Raw genomic sequence first — 14,626 nt, 5'->3', positions numbered from 1 at the left:
GCCATAATGATGACCCGGAAAGCGATCGTCATCGGTGCGGGCTTTGGCGGCCTTGCGCTTGCTATCCGCCTGCAATCCGCCGGGGTTGAGACCACGCTGGTCGAAGCGCGCGACCGTCCCGGCGGGCGCGCCTATATGTGGGAAAAGGACGGCTTCGTTTTCGACGCGGGGCCGACCGTCATTACCGATCCCGATTGTCTGGGCGAGCTTTGGCGCCTTTCGGGCCATGACATGGCGGAGGATGTGAGCCTTGTGCCGGTATCGCCCTTCTACCGGCTCAACTGGCGCGACGGCACCAATTTCGACTATTCCAACGACGAAACCGCTCTGCGCGCCCAGATCGCCAGGCTCAATCCTGAAGATGTCGCGGGCTATGAGAGTTTCCTCGACTATGCGGACGGCGTCTATGAAGAGGGCTATCGCAAGCTCGGTTCGGTCGCTTTCCTCGATTTCGCCTCGATGGTACGGGCGGCGCCCGCGCTGGTGAAGCATCAGGCCTGGCGCTCGGTCTATTCGGTCGTGTCCTCCCATGTGAAGAATGAGAAGCTGCGGGAGGCCTTGTCCTTCCACACGCTGCTGGTGGGCGGCAATCCGCTTCAGACCAGCGCCATCTATGCGTTGATTCACAAGCTGGAAAAGGATGGTGGCGTCTGGTTCGCCAAAGGCGGCACCAATCGGCTGGTGCAGGCGATGGCGACCCATTTCGAACGGCTGGGTGGCACGCTGCGCCTTGCAGATCCGGTGGTCCAGATCGAAACCTATGGGGATCGCGCCGTCGCGGTGCGTTGCGCTTCGGGCTGGCGCGGGGAGGCGGATGCCGTTGCGTCCAATGCCGACCTGATGCACAGCTATCGCGACCTGATCGGTCATCATCCGCGGGGCGGTAAGCAGGCAGAAAAGCTTGCCCGAAAGCGCTGGTCGCCCAGCCTGTTCGTGCTGCATTTCGGGATCAGGGGCAGCTGGCCGGGCATCCCGCACCATATGATCCTGTTCGGCCCGCGATACGAAGGGCTGCTCACCGATATTTATGATTATGGCGTGCTGCCGCAGGATTTTTCGCTCTACCTGCACCATCCGACCGTCACCGATCCGTCGATGGCGCCGGATGGACATTCGACCTTCTATGCGCTCGCTCCGGTGCCGCATATGGGCAAGCTGCCGATCGACTGGGAGCAATTTGGGCCTATCTATGCCGAGCGTATCCTGGACGAAATCCAGCATCGGCTGATCCCCGATATCCGCTCGCGGATCGTCACCCAGTTCCATTATGCGCCGCCGGATTTCCGTCACGATCTGTCGGCGCATCTCGGCAGTGCCTTCAGTCTGGAGCCACTGCTCACCCAAAGCGCCTGGTTCCGGGCACATAATCGCGATGATGTCATCCCCAACCTTTATCTGGTAGGGGCAGGCACCCATCCGGGCGCGGGCATCCCCGGCGTGGTCGGCAGCGCCAAGGCTACGGCCGCACTGATGCTGGAAGATCTGGTTTGAGGTTGAAGGGGCAATGAAGAGACTTGCCGTCTATTGCGGCTCGGCCACCCCGGCCGATCCCATTTTCGTCGAAGCCGCCCGTCATGTCGGGCGCATGCTGGCAGGGCGTGGCATTGGCGTTGTCTATGGCGGCGGTCGACTCGGGTTGATGGGCGCAGTGGCCGACGCGGCGCTGGAAGCGGGCGGCGAGGTGATCGGCGTCATCCCGGAAGCGCTGGTCGGCGCGGAAGTCGCCCATCGCGGCTGCACGGAACTGCACGTCGTCCAGACCATGCACCAGCGCAAGCAGCTGTTCACTGACCTTTCCGATGGTTTCGTCACCCTGCCGGGCGGCGTCGGCACGATGGACGAGCTTTGGGAAGCGATCAGCTGGGCGCAACTGGGCTATCACCACAAGCCGGTGGGTCTGCTGAACGTTGCAGGATTTTACGACCAGCTCATTACCTTCAACCAGCATATGGTCGAAGCGGGCTTCATCCGGGCGCAGCACGCCAATATTCTGATCCATGCCCATGCGATCGAGCCGCTGCTGGATCATATGGCGGCGTATCAGCCCCATGAAACCATCTTCACGATGAAGGCTGAGCGGCTCTGATCGCATGGGCCCGTTCCGTACACGGGAGGTCGATCAGAAGCGGGTGACTCTCATCGCCCGGGAGGGCATGTCAGCAGCGTGACCAACGACATCTTCATGGACCGCGCCGCCCTTGTTGCCCATGCACGGCAGAGCATCGCGCGAGGCTCCAAATCCTTTGCAATGGCGTCCAGACTGTTCGACCGGCAGATGCGGGAACGGGCCTGGCTGCTCTATGCCTGGTGCCGCAAGTGCGACGACATCGCCGACGGGCAGGACCATGGCGGCACCATGCGCGCAGTGGCGGACGGGCAGGCGCGGCTGTCGGCCATCCGCGTCCTCACCGCCGCCGCGCTCCATGGCGAGCCGACCGGCGATCCGGCGTTTGACGGCTTTGGCCTGGTCATGCGCGAATGCGCGATCCCCGAGCGCTATGCCCACGATCTGATCGAAGGTTTCGCGCTCGACGCCCGCGAGTGGCGGCCGCGCAGCGAGGCGGACATGCTGCGCTATTGCTATCATGTCGCGGGCACGGTGGGCTGCATGATGGCGATCCTGATGGGCGTCGATCCCGACGACGAGACCACGCTCGATCGCGCCTGCGATCTGGGACTGGCGTTCCAGCTCGCCAATATCGCCCGTGACATCAGCGAGGATGAAGCCGCCGACCGCTGCTACCTGCCTGAAGAATGGCTGGTGGAGATGGATATCCCGCCGGGCGAGCATATGAAGCCCTGGGTGCGCCCCCGCCTCGCCTTGCTCGCCCGCCGTCTTGCCGACATGGCGGCCGCCTATGAGGAGAGCGCCCGTCATGGCACCGGCGCCCTGCCCCCTCGTGCCGCCTGGGCGGTGCTGGCGGCGGCGGGCATCTATGGCGACATCGCCCGCGAAGTGGCCCGCCGGGGGGAACATGCTTGGGATCATCGCGTGACGACGCCCAGGAAGGAAAAGCTCGGCTGGGTTCTGCGCGCGGGTCTGCAGGTGATGGGCCGCGCCCGCCGCTGGCCCGTCACGGAAAGCCGCGCCACCAGCTTATGGACTCGGCCTCGCGTCTGAACCGAGCTTCCGCCTAAGGGATAACTGACGGTTCACTTTACGAACTTCCCGGTCGCGCCGGGCGTAATCCGGATAAGGCAGGCCACCAAACCTTGGATCTTCCCTACGCGCCTGCGCGAGCGACATGGCGAGAACCGCCAAGCTCCGGTGGTCTTCGAAGCGCTTGATATAGATCACCCAGACTTCGCCCGCATGGGGGATGGCGACCCTTTCGTTGCAGTCCGAGGGATCGCTGTACAGGGTGACTATACGTTCTGCGATCCGGCCTTCGATGATGGCCGTCGCTTTCCAGGCTCGATCGGCCGGACCGGTCGGGCTGATATAGCCTGACTGCGCAATTCTCGCGAGGTTTACGGAATCAAAAGGGCCTTGCGCCCGATCCCGTACAGTTAAGGAAACGGCGCACGCGAACGATGACGCAGGATTTAGGCAGGCGACCGTCAGTGCCGACAATGCCAGATGTCGAAGGACGTAGCGCATGGCCTGAGCATGGCACGCTGCTTCTTTCCCGCCAACCCAATGTATTTCGTGCCAAAAAAAGGGACCGGCACTTGCGTACCGGTCCCAAGGAATGTTCGCAGGAGGAACAGGGTGAGGCGGGCGGGCCTTTGATCGGCCCGCCCTGCCAATCTCAGTAGTTGTAGGCCCGCTCGCCGTGGCTGGAGAGATCGAGACCTTCCATTTCGGCTTCCTTGCTCGGACGCAGCCCCATCGTCTTGTCGATGATGAAGTAGAGGATCGCGCTGCCGATGCCGGAGAAGAGCAGGGTGAACACGACCGCCTTGATCTGGATCCAGACCTGACCGGCGATGCTGTAGGCTTCCGGATGGAAGGCCGCCGGGAAGACGGTGTAGTCGAACACGCCCTGGCCGCCCAGCGAGGGGGCCGCGACGATGCCGGTGCCGATGGCGCCGACGATCCCGCCGATGCAGTGCACGCCGAACACGTCCAGGCTGTCGTCATAGCCGACCTTGCCCTTCACGAACGCCACGAAGATGTAGCAGATCGGCGAGACGACGAAGCCGAGCGCGATCGAGGTCATCGGAGCCGCGAAGCCAGCGGCCGGGGTGATGGCGACGAGGCCGGCGACGGCGCCCGTGACCGCACCGAGCAGCGAGGCCTTGCCATGGTGGACCTGTTCGACCAGCGACCAGCTCACCGCCGCCGCGCAGGTGGCGACCATGGTGTTGATGAAGGCGACGCCGGTGACGGCATTGGCTTCCAGGTTGGAACCGGCGTTGAAGCCGAACCAGCCGACCCACAGCAGGCTGGCGCCGATCATCGTCATGGTGAGCGAGTGCGGCGGCATGGGTTCCTTGGGGAAGCCGACGCGCTTGCCGATCATCAGGGCGCCCACGAGGCCAGCGATACCGGCATTAATGTGAACGACGGTGCCGCCTGCAAAGTCCAGCGCGCCCCAGCCCCAGAGCAGGCCGTAATCGGTCGGTGCGTCAACCAGGAAGTCCGGGCCAGCCCAGTACCAGACCATGTGCGCCATAGGGAAGTAGATGAAGGTCAGCCACAGCACGACGAACACGATCAGCGAGGAGAATTTCACGCGCTCCGCAAAGGCGCCGACGATCAGCGCCGGCGTGATCATCGCGAAGGTCATCTGGAAGACCACGAACACGAACTCAGGCAGATAGACGTTGTTGCTGAACGTCGCGCCATAGGTCGTGCCGTCGACGCCCATCAGGAATGCCTTGGAAAGCCCGCCGAAGAAGTGGTTTTCGCCACCGCTGGTGAAGGCGATCGAATAACCCCAGCAGCACCAGACCAGACCGGCGACCGAAACGATCATGAACACCTGCATCAGGATGCTCAGCATGTTCTTGGTGCGGACCAGACCGCCGTAGAACAGGGCGAGTCCGGGAACGGACATCATCAGGACCAACGCGGCCGAGACAAGCATCCAGGCGACGTCACCCTTGTTGACCATCGCGGCCATGGCTGTGGCGTCTGGCGCCTTGATCGGCGCGGCCAGCGCCGGTGCGGCCGCGAGCAGGGACAGGCCGACCGCCCCCATCACGCCGCAAAGCTTCTTGGAAAAGGACATTAATTCCCCCTTCTTACAGAGCGGTTTCGCCGGTCTCGCCGGTACGGATGCGTACCGCCTGTTCGACATCGAGAACGAAGATCTTGCCGTCGCCGATGGCGCCCGAATTGGCTGCCGCCTGCGTGGCTTCCACGACGCGCGGCGCGAGGTCGTCGTCGCAGACCACCTCGATCTTGATCTTCGGGACCATATTCGTGGAATATTCGGCGCCGCGGTAGATTTCGGTCTGCCCCTTCTGGCGGCCGAAGCCCTTCACTTCGCTCACCGTCATGCCGGCGATGCCGAGCGAGGAAAGAGCCTCGCGGACATCGTCAAGCTTGAACGGCTTGATGATAGCCATGACAAGTTTCATGTCGCCCCCTGTTACTGGTGTGCGACAACACACCTAGCAAGAGGCATGCCAGTTTCTTAAGCGGCCGTAAGTGCGGGGATTTTCTACAAGGATTGCAGGCGCGCCGCCAAAAATTTGGGCAGCGCGTCAGTGATGCCTAAAAAACGGGCAGCGGAATTACCAGTGCGCGCCCTCCTCGGCTGCTTGCCTTTCCTCGGCCAGCGTGGAACGTCCCAACAGCGCATTTCGATGGGGAAAGCGGCCGAACCGCAAAATGGTGGCATGGTGTTGTCGAGCAAAGGCCAGAGATTTCGGGTCTCCGGCTCCTTCGAACAGCGTGAGCGACAATTCCTGATCGTCCAGATTCTCGCTATGTTGAAACGGCATGTAGAAAAACAGCCTGCCCGCGCCGCCGATCTGGATGTCATAGCCATGCGCAATCGCACCGCGCGCGATGTCCCGGGCGAGTTCATCCGTCGCGAATGCCTGTGCCGACCCGCGGAACATGTTGCGCGGAAATTGGTCGAACAGCAGAACCGCGGCGAGGGCGTCATCAGCCCGTTCGAGAAATTCTTCCGGGGACAGGGTGCGTTTCTCGGCCCACACATCGCGGAACCGGGCCGAGCATGTCCGGTCAAGGGTGGGGTCATGGCTCCACCAGCCCTCTTCCCCGACCTGATTGAACCAGAAGTCGAGCAGGGCCGCCGCCCAATCGGCGGTCACGGCGTCATGACTGTCGGTCAACATGTTCATAACATGACAAAGACGAAACAGCCGTCAGGTTCCGCAACCCGTGGCGCCCTGGCCTCCGGTCGCCGTTCCGCTGACCCGAGGTCGTGGATTGAATCAGGTCGCCGTTCCGCCGACGGTCAGACCTTCCATCAGCAGCGTGGGCTGGCCGACCCCGGCGGGCACACTCTGGCCGCCCTTGCCGCACATGCCGATACCCTCGTCCAGTGCCCAGTCGTTGCCGACGCCGATGACCTTGGTCAGCGCGGTCGGACCATCGCCGATCAGGGTCGCGCCCTTGATCGGATCGCCCAGCCTTCCATTCTCGACCTTATAGGCCTCGGTGCAGGAGAAGACGAACTTGCCCGAGACGATATCGACCTGCCCGCCGCCGAAGCTCTTCGCGAAAATGCCTGACTTCATGCGGCCGAGCAGTTCTTCCGGATCGTCCTGCCCGCCCTTGATGAAGGTGTTGGTCATGCGCGGCATCGGGGCATGGGCGTAGCTTTCCCGGCGGCCGTTGCCGGTCGGCTCGACACCCATCAGTCGGGCGTTCAGCCGGTCCTGCATATAGCCCTTGAGGATGCCGTCCTCGATCAGCACATTCTCGCGGGTCGGCGTGCCTTCATCGTCAATGGAGAGCGAGCCACGCCTGCTCGTGATCGATCCGTCATCCACCACGGTAACCCCCGGCGCCGCGACGCGTTCGCCGACCCGACCGGAGAAGGCGCTGGTGCCCTTGCGGTTGAAATCGCCCTCCAGGCCGTGACCGATGGCCTCATGCACCAGCACGCCCGGCCAGCCCGGCCCGAGCAGCACGGTCATTTCGCCCGCCGGTGCGGCCACGGAACGCAGATTGACCCGCGCCTGCGCCAGCGCTTCATCGATTGCCCTGTTCCAGATCGCGGGATCCATCACCTGATCGTAGAGATAGCGTCCGCCAATGCCGAACACGCCCGTTTCGCGGCGGCCATTTTCCTCGAGAATGACGGAGACGTTCAGTCGCACCAGCGGCCGGATGTCGGTCGCGGTGAAGCCGTCGGCGCGCACGATCTCGACCACCGACCAGCTTCCGGCGAGGCTAACCGACACCTGCGCGACGCGGGGATCGCGGGCGCGTGCGGCGGCGTCGATGGCGGCGCAGAGCGTCACCTTCTCGGCAAAGGGCACGATCTCCAGCGGATTGACGTCGGTGTAGAGATGGCGGTTGGTGTGCTGTGGGGGCGAGGCAGGCTGGCCCTTGGCAGGATCGAGCAAGGTGAGCGTCTCGGCGGCGCGGCGGATCGCGGCTTCGCTGATGTCGTTGGCATGGGCAAAGCCGGTCATCTCGCCTGACACGCCGCGCAGGCCAAAGCCCGCATCGGTCGAATAATCGGCGGTCTTCAGCCTTCCGTCATCGAAACCGAAGCTCTCGCTTGCCCGATATTGCAGGAAAAGTTCGCCATCGTCGCAGCTTTTGAGCGCTTCGGCTGTCAGGCGGCGCGCGCCATCGGGGTCGAGCAGGCCCGGGCGATAGAGCAGGCCGCGGGCATCAGTAAATTGGGGAGCAGCGTCGGTCATGCCGTTCGATATAGGAGCGGCATGGCCGAAGCCCAATCAAAATCGAAGGCTTAGAGGCTGGCGCCCGAGGAAATGTCGGGCAGGCCCGCTATTTCCGGCGTGTCGGCCGGGCCGCCGATCAGCACGAAGCGGCGGTCGCAATAGCCGCAATCGACATAGCCATGCTCGTCAATTTCCAGAAAGACGCGCGGATGGCCGAGGGCGGCCGGAATGTCACCCGAACCATCGCAGCAGACGCGGGATTTGGTGACTCGAAGGATTTCGGGCGGCTGGATCATGGCGGCACCGATTAGCAGCGCTGACGCTGCGCCGCAATATCCGGAAAAAGCATGGCTTACATCAGCAGCAAGGGCGGCCGCTTTTTCCGGCAGGGCGGGTCAACTGCCGCCTTCGCTGCCTTGGCGGGTGCTTCCCAGTTCAGGCAATCGCGGACGCTCGCCAGGGTGATCGGCGAAAATATCAGCAGAAAGGGCGCAATTGTACCGCCAAACAGGACCGTGAGAGACATGACCGGGTGTGCCTCCACCAAAATGGTCGCTGTCATGATAGGGCAAGAGGCCCGTCTGCAAAAGCATCTTTTCAAGGGGATGGTGGGCGATGACGGGCTCGAACCGCCGACATTCTCGGTGTAAACGAGACGCTCTACCAACTGAGCTAATCGCCCCCGTGGGGATTTCCCGGCGCTTCTAGGCGATTTTGGCTTCCGGTCAAGCGCACATTTGCGGAACAGATCGGCAACGAGAGGAACAGAGCGGACCTGAGAGTCCCGAACTATTCCCGAAGCTCCTCAGCCTTTCCCGTCAGGCCAGCCAGGACGTTCTTTTCAGTTTGCTGAGCTAATTTCCCCCATTCACTCTCCGTCATGATATCGCGTTCGATCTCTGGTGCAGCATTAAGCGTCGTGACCCGATAGCGACGGTCCAGGGGAACCCGGTGCGCTACCTCATGACCGAACAGATCCCCAAGGAGATGGTTTTGCATCTCAACTAAAAAATCTTCGATGTGGCACCCAACATCCGATGCCTGATCAGCGATCTCGGTGAGATCTCGGTTGATCTTCTCTGCGCTCTGCTCGGAGAGAGGAACATAGTGATTTTGTCGGCCGTCGGGCGCGAATGTCGGGAAAGCGGGCCACGCGATCGGGACAATCCTCTGTTCGAAATTCTGCCGCATGTCGTGGAGTGTCGCATTCATCACGGTGCGGAAAACTGCCATACGCGGATCTATGATCCGTCTGCGTTCGATCATTATGATGAACCGCACTGCAGCATCGTGGCACTGATAGAAAGATTGCCTTAAGCTCATTAAGCTGCAGTTGGGCGACATTGATGAAGCGGCAAGCTCGCCTACTTTGGCGGCCATCAATATCTGGGTACCCGCACTTCGTAACTTTGTAGTGTAATCGATATTCTTGTCGCTTAGTTCGTTGCAGATCCCGACGCTTTCTTCATACATCGCAGCCTTCAAGCGACGGCGCTCGTTCTCTGCTACGCTTGCTCGATTTTGTCGGCCTTGCGACCGGACCTGCAGGATTAAGCCCCCGAAACCTCCTATGGCAGCGGCCAATGTCGATACCGCACCGATCAGGGCGGCCTTTGTCTCAGGGCCAAACCCTGCCCAGATGTTCAACAGGTCAGATAACATGGTTCATCCCTATACAGGCGGGACAGGATTAGTAAGCCGGTAGGGGTCGGGAAAACTATAACATCTATAACCATCGAGCAAATTCAATGGTTTACAGCTAACATTACCTATAATCTTTCTATAACCAGATTATAGCTTTGAAGAGTGATTTTGAGGCTCGAAAAAAGGCTTACTTTTCAAAGGGATTATAGTTTTACCCCCTATGAGGTTGCAGAAGATTATAGCGGAAGGCCAACCGCAAAAACGGCAGAAACCCGCCACTTTTCGGCAGTTCTGGACAGCAGATTATAGAGATTACCTTTTCCCCGACCCTCCCGCTTTCAACGGTAAGGAGCATCATTTTTCGGGATTGTCGCACCGGCCCAAAGAGGGCGCTCTGGGTGCATCAAAACGCATCAGCGCGGGCCGCCTGATGATCGGTAACCGGCCAACGATCTAGGCCGCTTTCCGGGGGTGTCGGTGGTGCATCAAAAGGGACATAAAAAGCGCGCGGGCGAGGCGGGGGGAAAAGCGCGTTTTGAGGGGTGCCAGCGGCCTCCCCCCGCGCCCGATGGCGGTTTGGTTGCGCTCGCGTCGTCTGATCGGCATCAGGCGGACTGCATGCCGTTGAACTCACAGCACCGCCGCACGCTCTGGCCCCTACTGACCGCCGTTACCATCGCGGCGCTCGCCATTTCCTATTGGCGCGCACCGGATGATGCAGCGTTGGCCACACTGGCCGCTCTGTTCGCGATGCGCTGGATATTCATCGCGGCCTTCGCGATGTTCGGACGGGCGATCTTCAACCGTCGATCACAGTAGGGCTGGCCCCATTGGAGCGCTGCCCTTCTTCCTGAACCAAGGGTTTGCCGTATGCTCGACAATCATCCGGTCTGCCGGATAGGGCCGGTCGAACTGATAAAGCTCTTCCAGCGGGGCATGCAGCCAGATATCCCATTCCTGCGGATCAAGGATCACCGGCGACCGATCGTGAATGTCGATGAGTTCGGGAGCATTGTCGGTCATGACGCCGGTATAGACCGCCCCCCACTCATCGCTGTTCGACCATAGGCCCGCCCAAGCGAAGATTGGCTGGTCCTTCACGGAAAGCCAGGTCTCCGTCATCCGGCCAGCTTCACCGACCGCCTCGGCATATCGCGCCGTAGGGATCAGGCATCTGTTGCGCGGATCCACAGCCCATCGCTTCCAATAGCTACCCAGCTTGTCGAAGCGGGCATTATTCACCGGCTTCGGCTTGAGCGGCTGTCCCGTCTTCTTGCTCTTCTGCGCGAGCGGAAATCCCCACGTCATCTGTTCCAGCACCCGCTGGCCGTCCTCCAGCCTGATGACAGTGCCGGGCTGAGCCGGGTGTGTCTCCAGCGGCCCTTCATTGAACCGGACACCGCGTCGGGCGCCGAACAGGTTCAGCACCTTCTGCGTATCGCCGCGTTCTGCCCTATTGCACATGGTCATAGCCTGTAATGCGCCTTGCCGAGAGTCAATCGACTCCCTTTTGTTCTCATTTTGTTCTATAACGATGCGACTCGCAAGGAGACGAAAGATGCAACCAGAACCCGATCTTTCCCCTGAACCCGCTATTGCCCCGGCCCCTGTTTCCGCGCCCGATGTGGCACTGGAATTTGGCGATGACCTTTGGTTCATCGCGGTACGCAAGGATGAACCCCATCCGACATTCACTTACAGGCGCCTTGATCCCGGCTATGCGTCCCCTGTCCACGCGATCGATGCGGCGATCCAATATGCGCTCAAGTATGACCTTACAGTCGCATCGCGGGTCGAAATGATCGAGGAGGTCGAAGAAACGCTGGCATTCTTTGCAGCCGACGCGAGAGGCTTGGTGGAATGAGCCGACGGAAGGGTGAGCAACCAATCCCTAAAATCCTCGACACCTTTTCATCGGATCATCCGGTCGCCCATGCGATCCGCACCGGCAGCAACTGGTTCGGCGCTTGGCAACGGCAAAAATGCATCCCTTATGTAAAGCTGTCCCGGCTCACGGGCATACCTTCTCAGCGCTTCGCCGCCATCGAATATGGCGATCGTGTTTCAGGCGCCGAACTGGAAGCATTGGCGCGAGCATGGAGCGTGAGCGCGGCTGATCTTCGCGCCTCCATTCCATCGCCTGACATAGTGATTGATTAGGACAGGCAGGAAAAAGGCGGCCCGAAACCGGGCCGCCTTCCATGATCGCCGATCATGAGGGATGCGACGACTAGACCGCCTTCACCCGCTTGAGGAACCGGAGCGCCTCAAAGCCCAGCTGGTCGTTGAGGTCGAGGAACACCGACTGCAACGGCTCGATCTCCAGTTCGAAGAAGCTGTCGAGCGCCTTGGCCGGATCGCCAAAGCCGCCCGCATTCGCCGGGATGATGCCGAGCAGCTGGGGCGGCACGCGGTGCGCGGCCAGCACATCGTCCCGCGTCGTGTTCTTGATCCCCAGAAACTCATCCTTGGCCCCGACCTCCGCGATCGGGATGATCTTGATGCCGCCGTCCTTCCCGTTCGGCGAATGCACGAACATATTGCGGAAGTTGCCCGGCCCCTTCGCGCGTTTCAGCGCCTCGCGCATCGCGTCGATGTCGCCATTGGCGAACTCGCCCGTGGCATAAAGGATGTAGCCCGCATGGCTCCCGTTCTCGAAATAGCGGCGGCGGAACAGCGTGGCGTTCTCATTGAGCAGGGCGGACTGGAGCGCCGACAGATATTCAGGCAGGCCGTAGATTTCCTGATTGATGTCAGGCGCGAGAATCTGATGCACTGTCCCCGGCTCGAACTCGCGCTCATTGCGATACCCTGGCACCCACCAGAAGCGCCCCGGCTCGACACCACGCCGCGTATATTTCGCAAGGGGATGCTCAAGCCGCATCACGCCGCCCAGCTGGTTGCGGATCTCCTGCGCATAGGCGTTCCCCATCACCAGATAGTCCTGCACCATACCGGCGAACGCTTTGCGCGACAGAAACGGCGTGGGATCGAGGCTGGCCGCCAGCAGGTTCCGCTTGAGCATGATGGCGCTGCTATGGTGCGGCGACGCGCGAAACGCGCGGGCGAGGCCGTCCAGCGCGATCGGCGGCTCATACCAGCGGCCATTGTCCCAACATTCCAGCATGTCGAGCATGGTGGCCCGGCTCAGCACCGGCTCAGGATCCCCGAAGGTGAACGCCTCGACCACGCCCCGGCGATTATCGTTGCTCGCGACGATCGCGCCGTCAGCTGCTGCGGCCGATTCCCGGCGGTTCATACGGCGTGCGCGCTTGCTCATTCGATAATCTCCATCGTGCCCTTTGGCGCTTCCTTGCCGTCGAGCGGTTCATTCATGAGGATGTGCATGGTGGCCCAAGCCAGATCGGCGTGGCCGTCATCACCGCCGCGCCCTGCCTTGAAGGTGACGTTGCGCCCGCTGGTGGTCAGCGTCTTCTTGATCGAAACGAAGGCTGACACGATGTCGAGCAGGCCGCTATCGAATGCGAGGCGGCCCCGGCGGATGACATTCTGCGCCTTCATGACCATCTGCGTCTTGAGTTCGAGCGAATATTCGATCTTGGCGACCGAGCAGCCGGGCATGGCTCCCGGCTTGGCGAGCAGCTGATAGACGCCCGCCCCCACGCCCTTGGCGTCGATGCCAAGATAGGAGCAGGTATAGCGGCTCAGGACCGCCTTGATGAATTCCGCCTGCTGTTCGAAGTCGAGGCCGCGCAGCTGATGGCGCTCAAGGATCCTGAACTTGCCGCCCTCGACCAACGGTGGCGCGGCGATGACCAGCGCCGCATTATCGCCATTCTCGCTTTCCTGCGGATCATAGCCCGCCCAGACCGAGCGATTGCCATAGGGCCGGGCCGCCTCCGGGTTGAAATCTTCCCATTCGATCAGGCTGTCGCAGCCGCAGGTGATCAGGTCGTTGAATTTGAAGGCCGACAGGCTGTCGTCCACGAACTTGCACATATAGAGGTTGGCAAATTCGTCGGGCGCATATTCGTCCTCCAGTTCTTCAATATCGAACAGGTCGCATCCGCCCGCCTCCGCGTCGCGGATCGTGACGATGTTGCGCCAGACCCGATCCGGCCCGACGCTGCCCGTCGCCAGCGCATCATGGCTGACGTCGATTTCCACCCGATCGGCCTTCTTGCGGCGGCGGTTTCGGCGCTCGCCGGTCCAATAGGGATGCGCCGGGTGCGCGATGGTCGATGGCGTAGAAAAGTAGGTTTTCCGCCATTTCTTGTGCGTCGCCATGCCCGACGCGACCTTGTTCAATTCCTCGAACGAATGGACCCAGAAGAATTCGTCAAAATAGAAATTGCCGCTGCGGCCCTGTGCAGTGCGGAAATTGGTGCCCAGAAAGTGTAGTTCCGCGCCCGCATCCTCCGGGGCGAGCAGGTCGGACGTGATGACCATGGGATCGCCCGCCAGCGCCACGCCGACCAGCTTGGCGAAGCTGACGATATAGGACCGGAACTGATGTGCCTGGGCTTTTGATGCCGACAGGAAGATCTGGTTACGGCCCGTCTCGATCGCGTCCATCAACGCTTCGAAGGCGAAATAATAGGTCGCGCCGATCTGGCGCGACTTGAGGATCATGCGCGTGCGCTGATCCTTTTCCTTCCACCACCGCAACTGATAATCGAAGCATCCGGCGAGGAAGATGCGCTTGAGTTCTTCCGCTTTTTCTTCGGTGAAGTGGTTTTTCTGAGGCTTCTTGCGCTCGCCACTGTTCCGGTTCGCTACCTTGTCGTTCAGGTCGCCCGCGTGGCCGCCGGGGGCTTCATAGCGGCGGACCTTGGCCAGACTTTCGATGGAGCGGTTGAGCGCATCCATCTCGACCAGATCGGCGCTGGTTTTCTTTTCCTTGGCGATCAGGGTCAGCAGCCGGATTTCCAGCCCATCCTCGATCTTCTTGATCGACGGCGCATCATCCCAGCGTTGGCGCTGTTTCCATGATGCGATCGTGGGCCGCCCGAACGGCTTTCCCTTGTCGTCCACGACGCCATGCAGCGCGAATTCTTCGGTGATCTGGGTAATGCCCCACCCGCGCCAGTAGAGGCTGCGCGCGTGGCGCTCAGGATCGAACCGCAGATAGGCGGATAGCGGGCCGGTCTGTTGAAGGACGTGCGTGGTCATCGGGGCGGACCATGCCCCGCGCCCAAGCCGCTGATCATTGGCGTCTATTTGGATAGCCGCCTGTCCAAAT

The 14,626-nt window shown here is 61.5% G+C and carries 17 protein-coding genes and 1 tRNA gene; 6 read left to right on the top strand and 12 right to left on the bottom strand.

What is annotated here, in order from left to right; translation table 11 throughout:
• Positions 1 to 9: 9 nt before the first annotated feature.
• The 3 genes from ACFC3J_RS03835 (at position 10) to ACFC3J_RS03825 (ending at position 3,121) form a co-directional block, all read left to right on the top strand.
• A complete protein-coding gene (locus tag ACFC3J_RS03835) occupies positions 10 to 1,491 on the top strand; it encodes a phytoene desaturase (protein WP_375194921.1) in 1,482 nt (493 codons plus the stop codon).
• 13 nt (positions 1,492 to 1,504) lie between these two features.
• Complete coding sequence (locus ACFC3J_RS03830) at positions 1,505 to 2,086, top strand: TIGR00730 family Rossman fold protein (RefSeq protein ID WP_375194881.1); 582 nt, start codon at positions 1,505 to 1,507, stop codon at positions 2,084 to 2,086.
• 96 nt (positions 2,087 to 2,182) lie between these two features.
• On the top strand, positions 2,183 to 3,121 hold the full coding sequence (locus ACFC3J_RS03825; protein ID WP_375194920.1) for a phytoene/squalene synthase family protein: 939 nt from the start codon (positions 2,183 to 2,185) through the stop codon (positions 3,119 to 3,121).
• Here ACFC3J_RS03825 and ACFC3J_RS03820 read toward each other — a convergent pair.
• From ACFC3J_RS03820 to ACFC3J_RS03780, 9 genes are all read right to left on the bottom strand, one after another.
• Positions 3,098 to 3,601 carry a hypothetical protein gene (locus ACFC3J_RS03820; protein ID WP_375194880.1) on the bottom strand — a complete coding sequence of 168 codons (504 nt, stop codon included), beginning with the start codon at positions 3,599 to 3,601 and terminating at the stop codon, positions 3,098 to 3,100. The genes ACFC3J_RS03825 and ACFC3J_RS03820 overlap by 24 nt on opposite strands.
• 151 nt (positions 3,602 to 3,752) lie before the next feature.
• On the bottom strand, positions 3,753 to 5,177 hold the full coding sequence (locus ACFC3J_RS03815; protein WP_375194879.1) for an ammonium transporter: 1,425 nt from the start codon (positions 5,175 to 5,177) through the stop codon (positions 3,753 to 3,755).
• 13 nt (positions 5,178 to 5,190) lie between these two features.
• Positions 5,191 to 5,529, bottom strand: coding sequence for a P-II family nitrogen regulator (locus tag ACFC3J_RS03810; protein ID WP_013847864.1), 339 nt, complete (start codon positions 5,527 to 5,529; stop codon positions 5,191 to 5,193).
• A 156-nt stretch (positions 5,530 to 5,685) separates the two neighbouring features.
• Positions 5,686 to 6,261, bottom strand: coding sequence for a DUF924 family protein (locus tag ACFC3J_RS03805; RefSeq protein ID WP_375194878.1), 576 nt, complete (start codon positions 6,259 to 6,261; stop codon positions 5,686 to 5,688).
• A 93-nt stretch (positions 6,262 to 6,354) separates the two neighbouring features.
• Positions 6,355 to 7,797, bottom strand: a complete 1,443-nt coding sequence (tldD, locus tag ACFC3J_RS03800) for a metalloprotease TldD (RefSeq protein WP_375194877.1) — start codon at positions 7,795 to 7,797, stop codon at positions 6,355 to 6,357.
• A 50-nt stretch (positions 7,798 to 7,847) separates the two neighbouring features.
• Entirely contained in the window at positions 7,848 to 8,075 is a 228-nt protein-coding gene (locus ACFC3J_RS03795) for a zinc-finger domain-containing protein (RefSeq protein ID WP_375194876.1), read from the bottom strand.
• A gap of 56 nt (positions 8,076 to 8,131) precedes the next feature.
• Positions 8,132 to 8,305, bottom strand: a complete 174-nt coding sequence (locus tag ACFC3J_RS03790; RefSeq protein ID WP_375194875.1) for a hypothetical protein — start codon at positions 8,303 to 8,305, stop codon at positions 8,132 to 8,134.
• Positions 8,306 to 8,385: 80 nt separating this feature from the next.
• A tRNA-Val gene (locus tag ACFC3J_RS03785) sits at positions 8,386 to 8,461 on the bottom strand.
• 107 nt (positions 8,462 to 8,568) lie between these two features.
• On the bottom strand, positions 8,569 to 9,441 hold the full coding sequence (locus ACFC3J_RS03780) for a hypothetical protein (protein ID WP_375194874.1): 873 nt from the start codon (positions 9,439 to 9,441) through the stop codon (positions 8,569 to 8,571).
• Positions 9,442 to 10,041: 600 nt separating this feature from the next.
• Between ACFC3J_RS03780 and ACFC3J_RS03775 the strand changes: the two genes are divergently transcribed.
• Positions 10,042 to 10,242, top strand: a complete 201-nt coding sequence (locus ACFC3J_RS03775) for a hypothetical protein (RefSeq protein WP_375194873.1) — start codon at positions 10,042 to 10,044, stop codon at positions 10,240 to 10,242.
• Here ACFC3J_RS03775 and ACFC3J_RS03770 read toward each other — a convergent pair.
• Entirely contained in the window at positions 10,234 to 10,893 is a 660-nt protein-coding gene (locus tag ACFC3J_RS03770) for an SOS response-associated peptidase (protein WP_375194872.1), read from the bottom strand. The genes ACFC3J_RS03775 and ACFC3J_RS03770 overlap by 9 nt on opposite strands.
• Before the next feature lie 88 nt (positions 10,894 to 10,981).
• On the opposite strand from ACFC3J_RS03770, the gene ACFC3J_RS03765 reads away from it, so the two are divergent.
• Positions 10,982 to 11,287 carry a hypothetical protein gene (locus ACFC3J_RS03765; RefSeq protein WP_375194871.1) on the top strand — a complete coding sequence of 102 codons (306 nt, stop codon included), beginning with the start codon at positions 10,982 to 10,984 and terminating at the stop codon, positions 11,285 to 11,287.
• A complete protein-coding gene (locus ACFC3J_RS03760; RefSeq protein ID WP_375194870.1) occupies positions 11,284 to 11,583 on the top strand; it encodes a hypothetical protein in 300 nt (99 codons plus the stop codon). Before ACFC3J_RS03765 ends, ACFC3J_RS03760 begins: the two co-directional genes overlap by 4 nt.
• A gap of 70 nt (positions 11,584 to 11,653) precedes the next feature.
• On the opposite strand, the gene ACFC3J_RS03755 is transcribed toward ACFC3J_RS03760, so the two are convergent.
• On the bottom strand, positions 11,654 to 12,703 hold the full coding sequence (locus ACFC3J_RS03755; RefSeq protein WP_375194869.1) for a phage portal protein: 1,050 nt from the start codon (positions 12,701 to 12,703) through the stop codon (positions 11,654 to 11,656).
• Complete coding sequence (locus ACFC3J_RS03750) at positions 12,700 to 14,556, bottom strand: terminase large subunit domain-containing protein (protein WP_375194868.1); 1,857 nt, start codon at positions 14,554 to 14,556, stop codon at positions 12,700 to 12,702. Before ACFC3J_RS03750 ends, ACFC3J_RS03755 begins: the two co-directional genes overlap by 4 nt.
• Positions 14,557 to 14,626: the final 70 nt, after the last annotated feature.

This window comes from Sphingobium sp. (assembly GCF_041987595.1).
In the GTDB taxonomy this organism is placed as follows: Bacteria; Pseudomonadota; Alphaproteobacteria; order Sphingomonadales; family Sphingomonadaceae; genus Sphingobium.
Note: the sequence above shows the minus strand (reverse complement) of the source record. Positions and strands in the feature narration are given on the sequence as shown.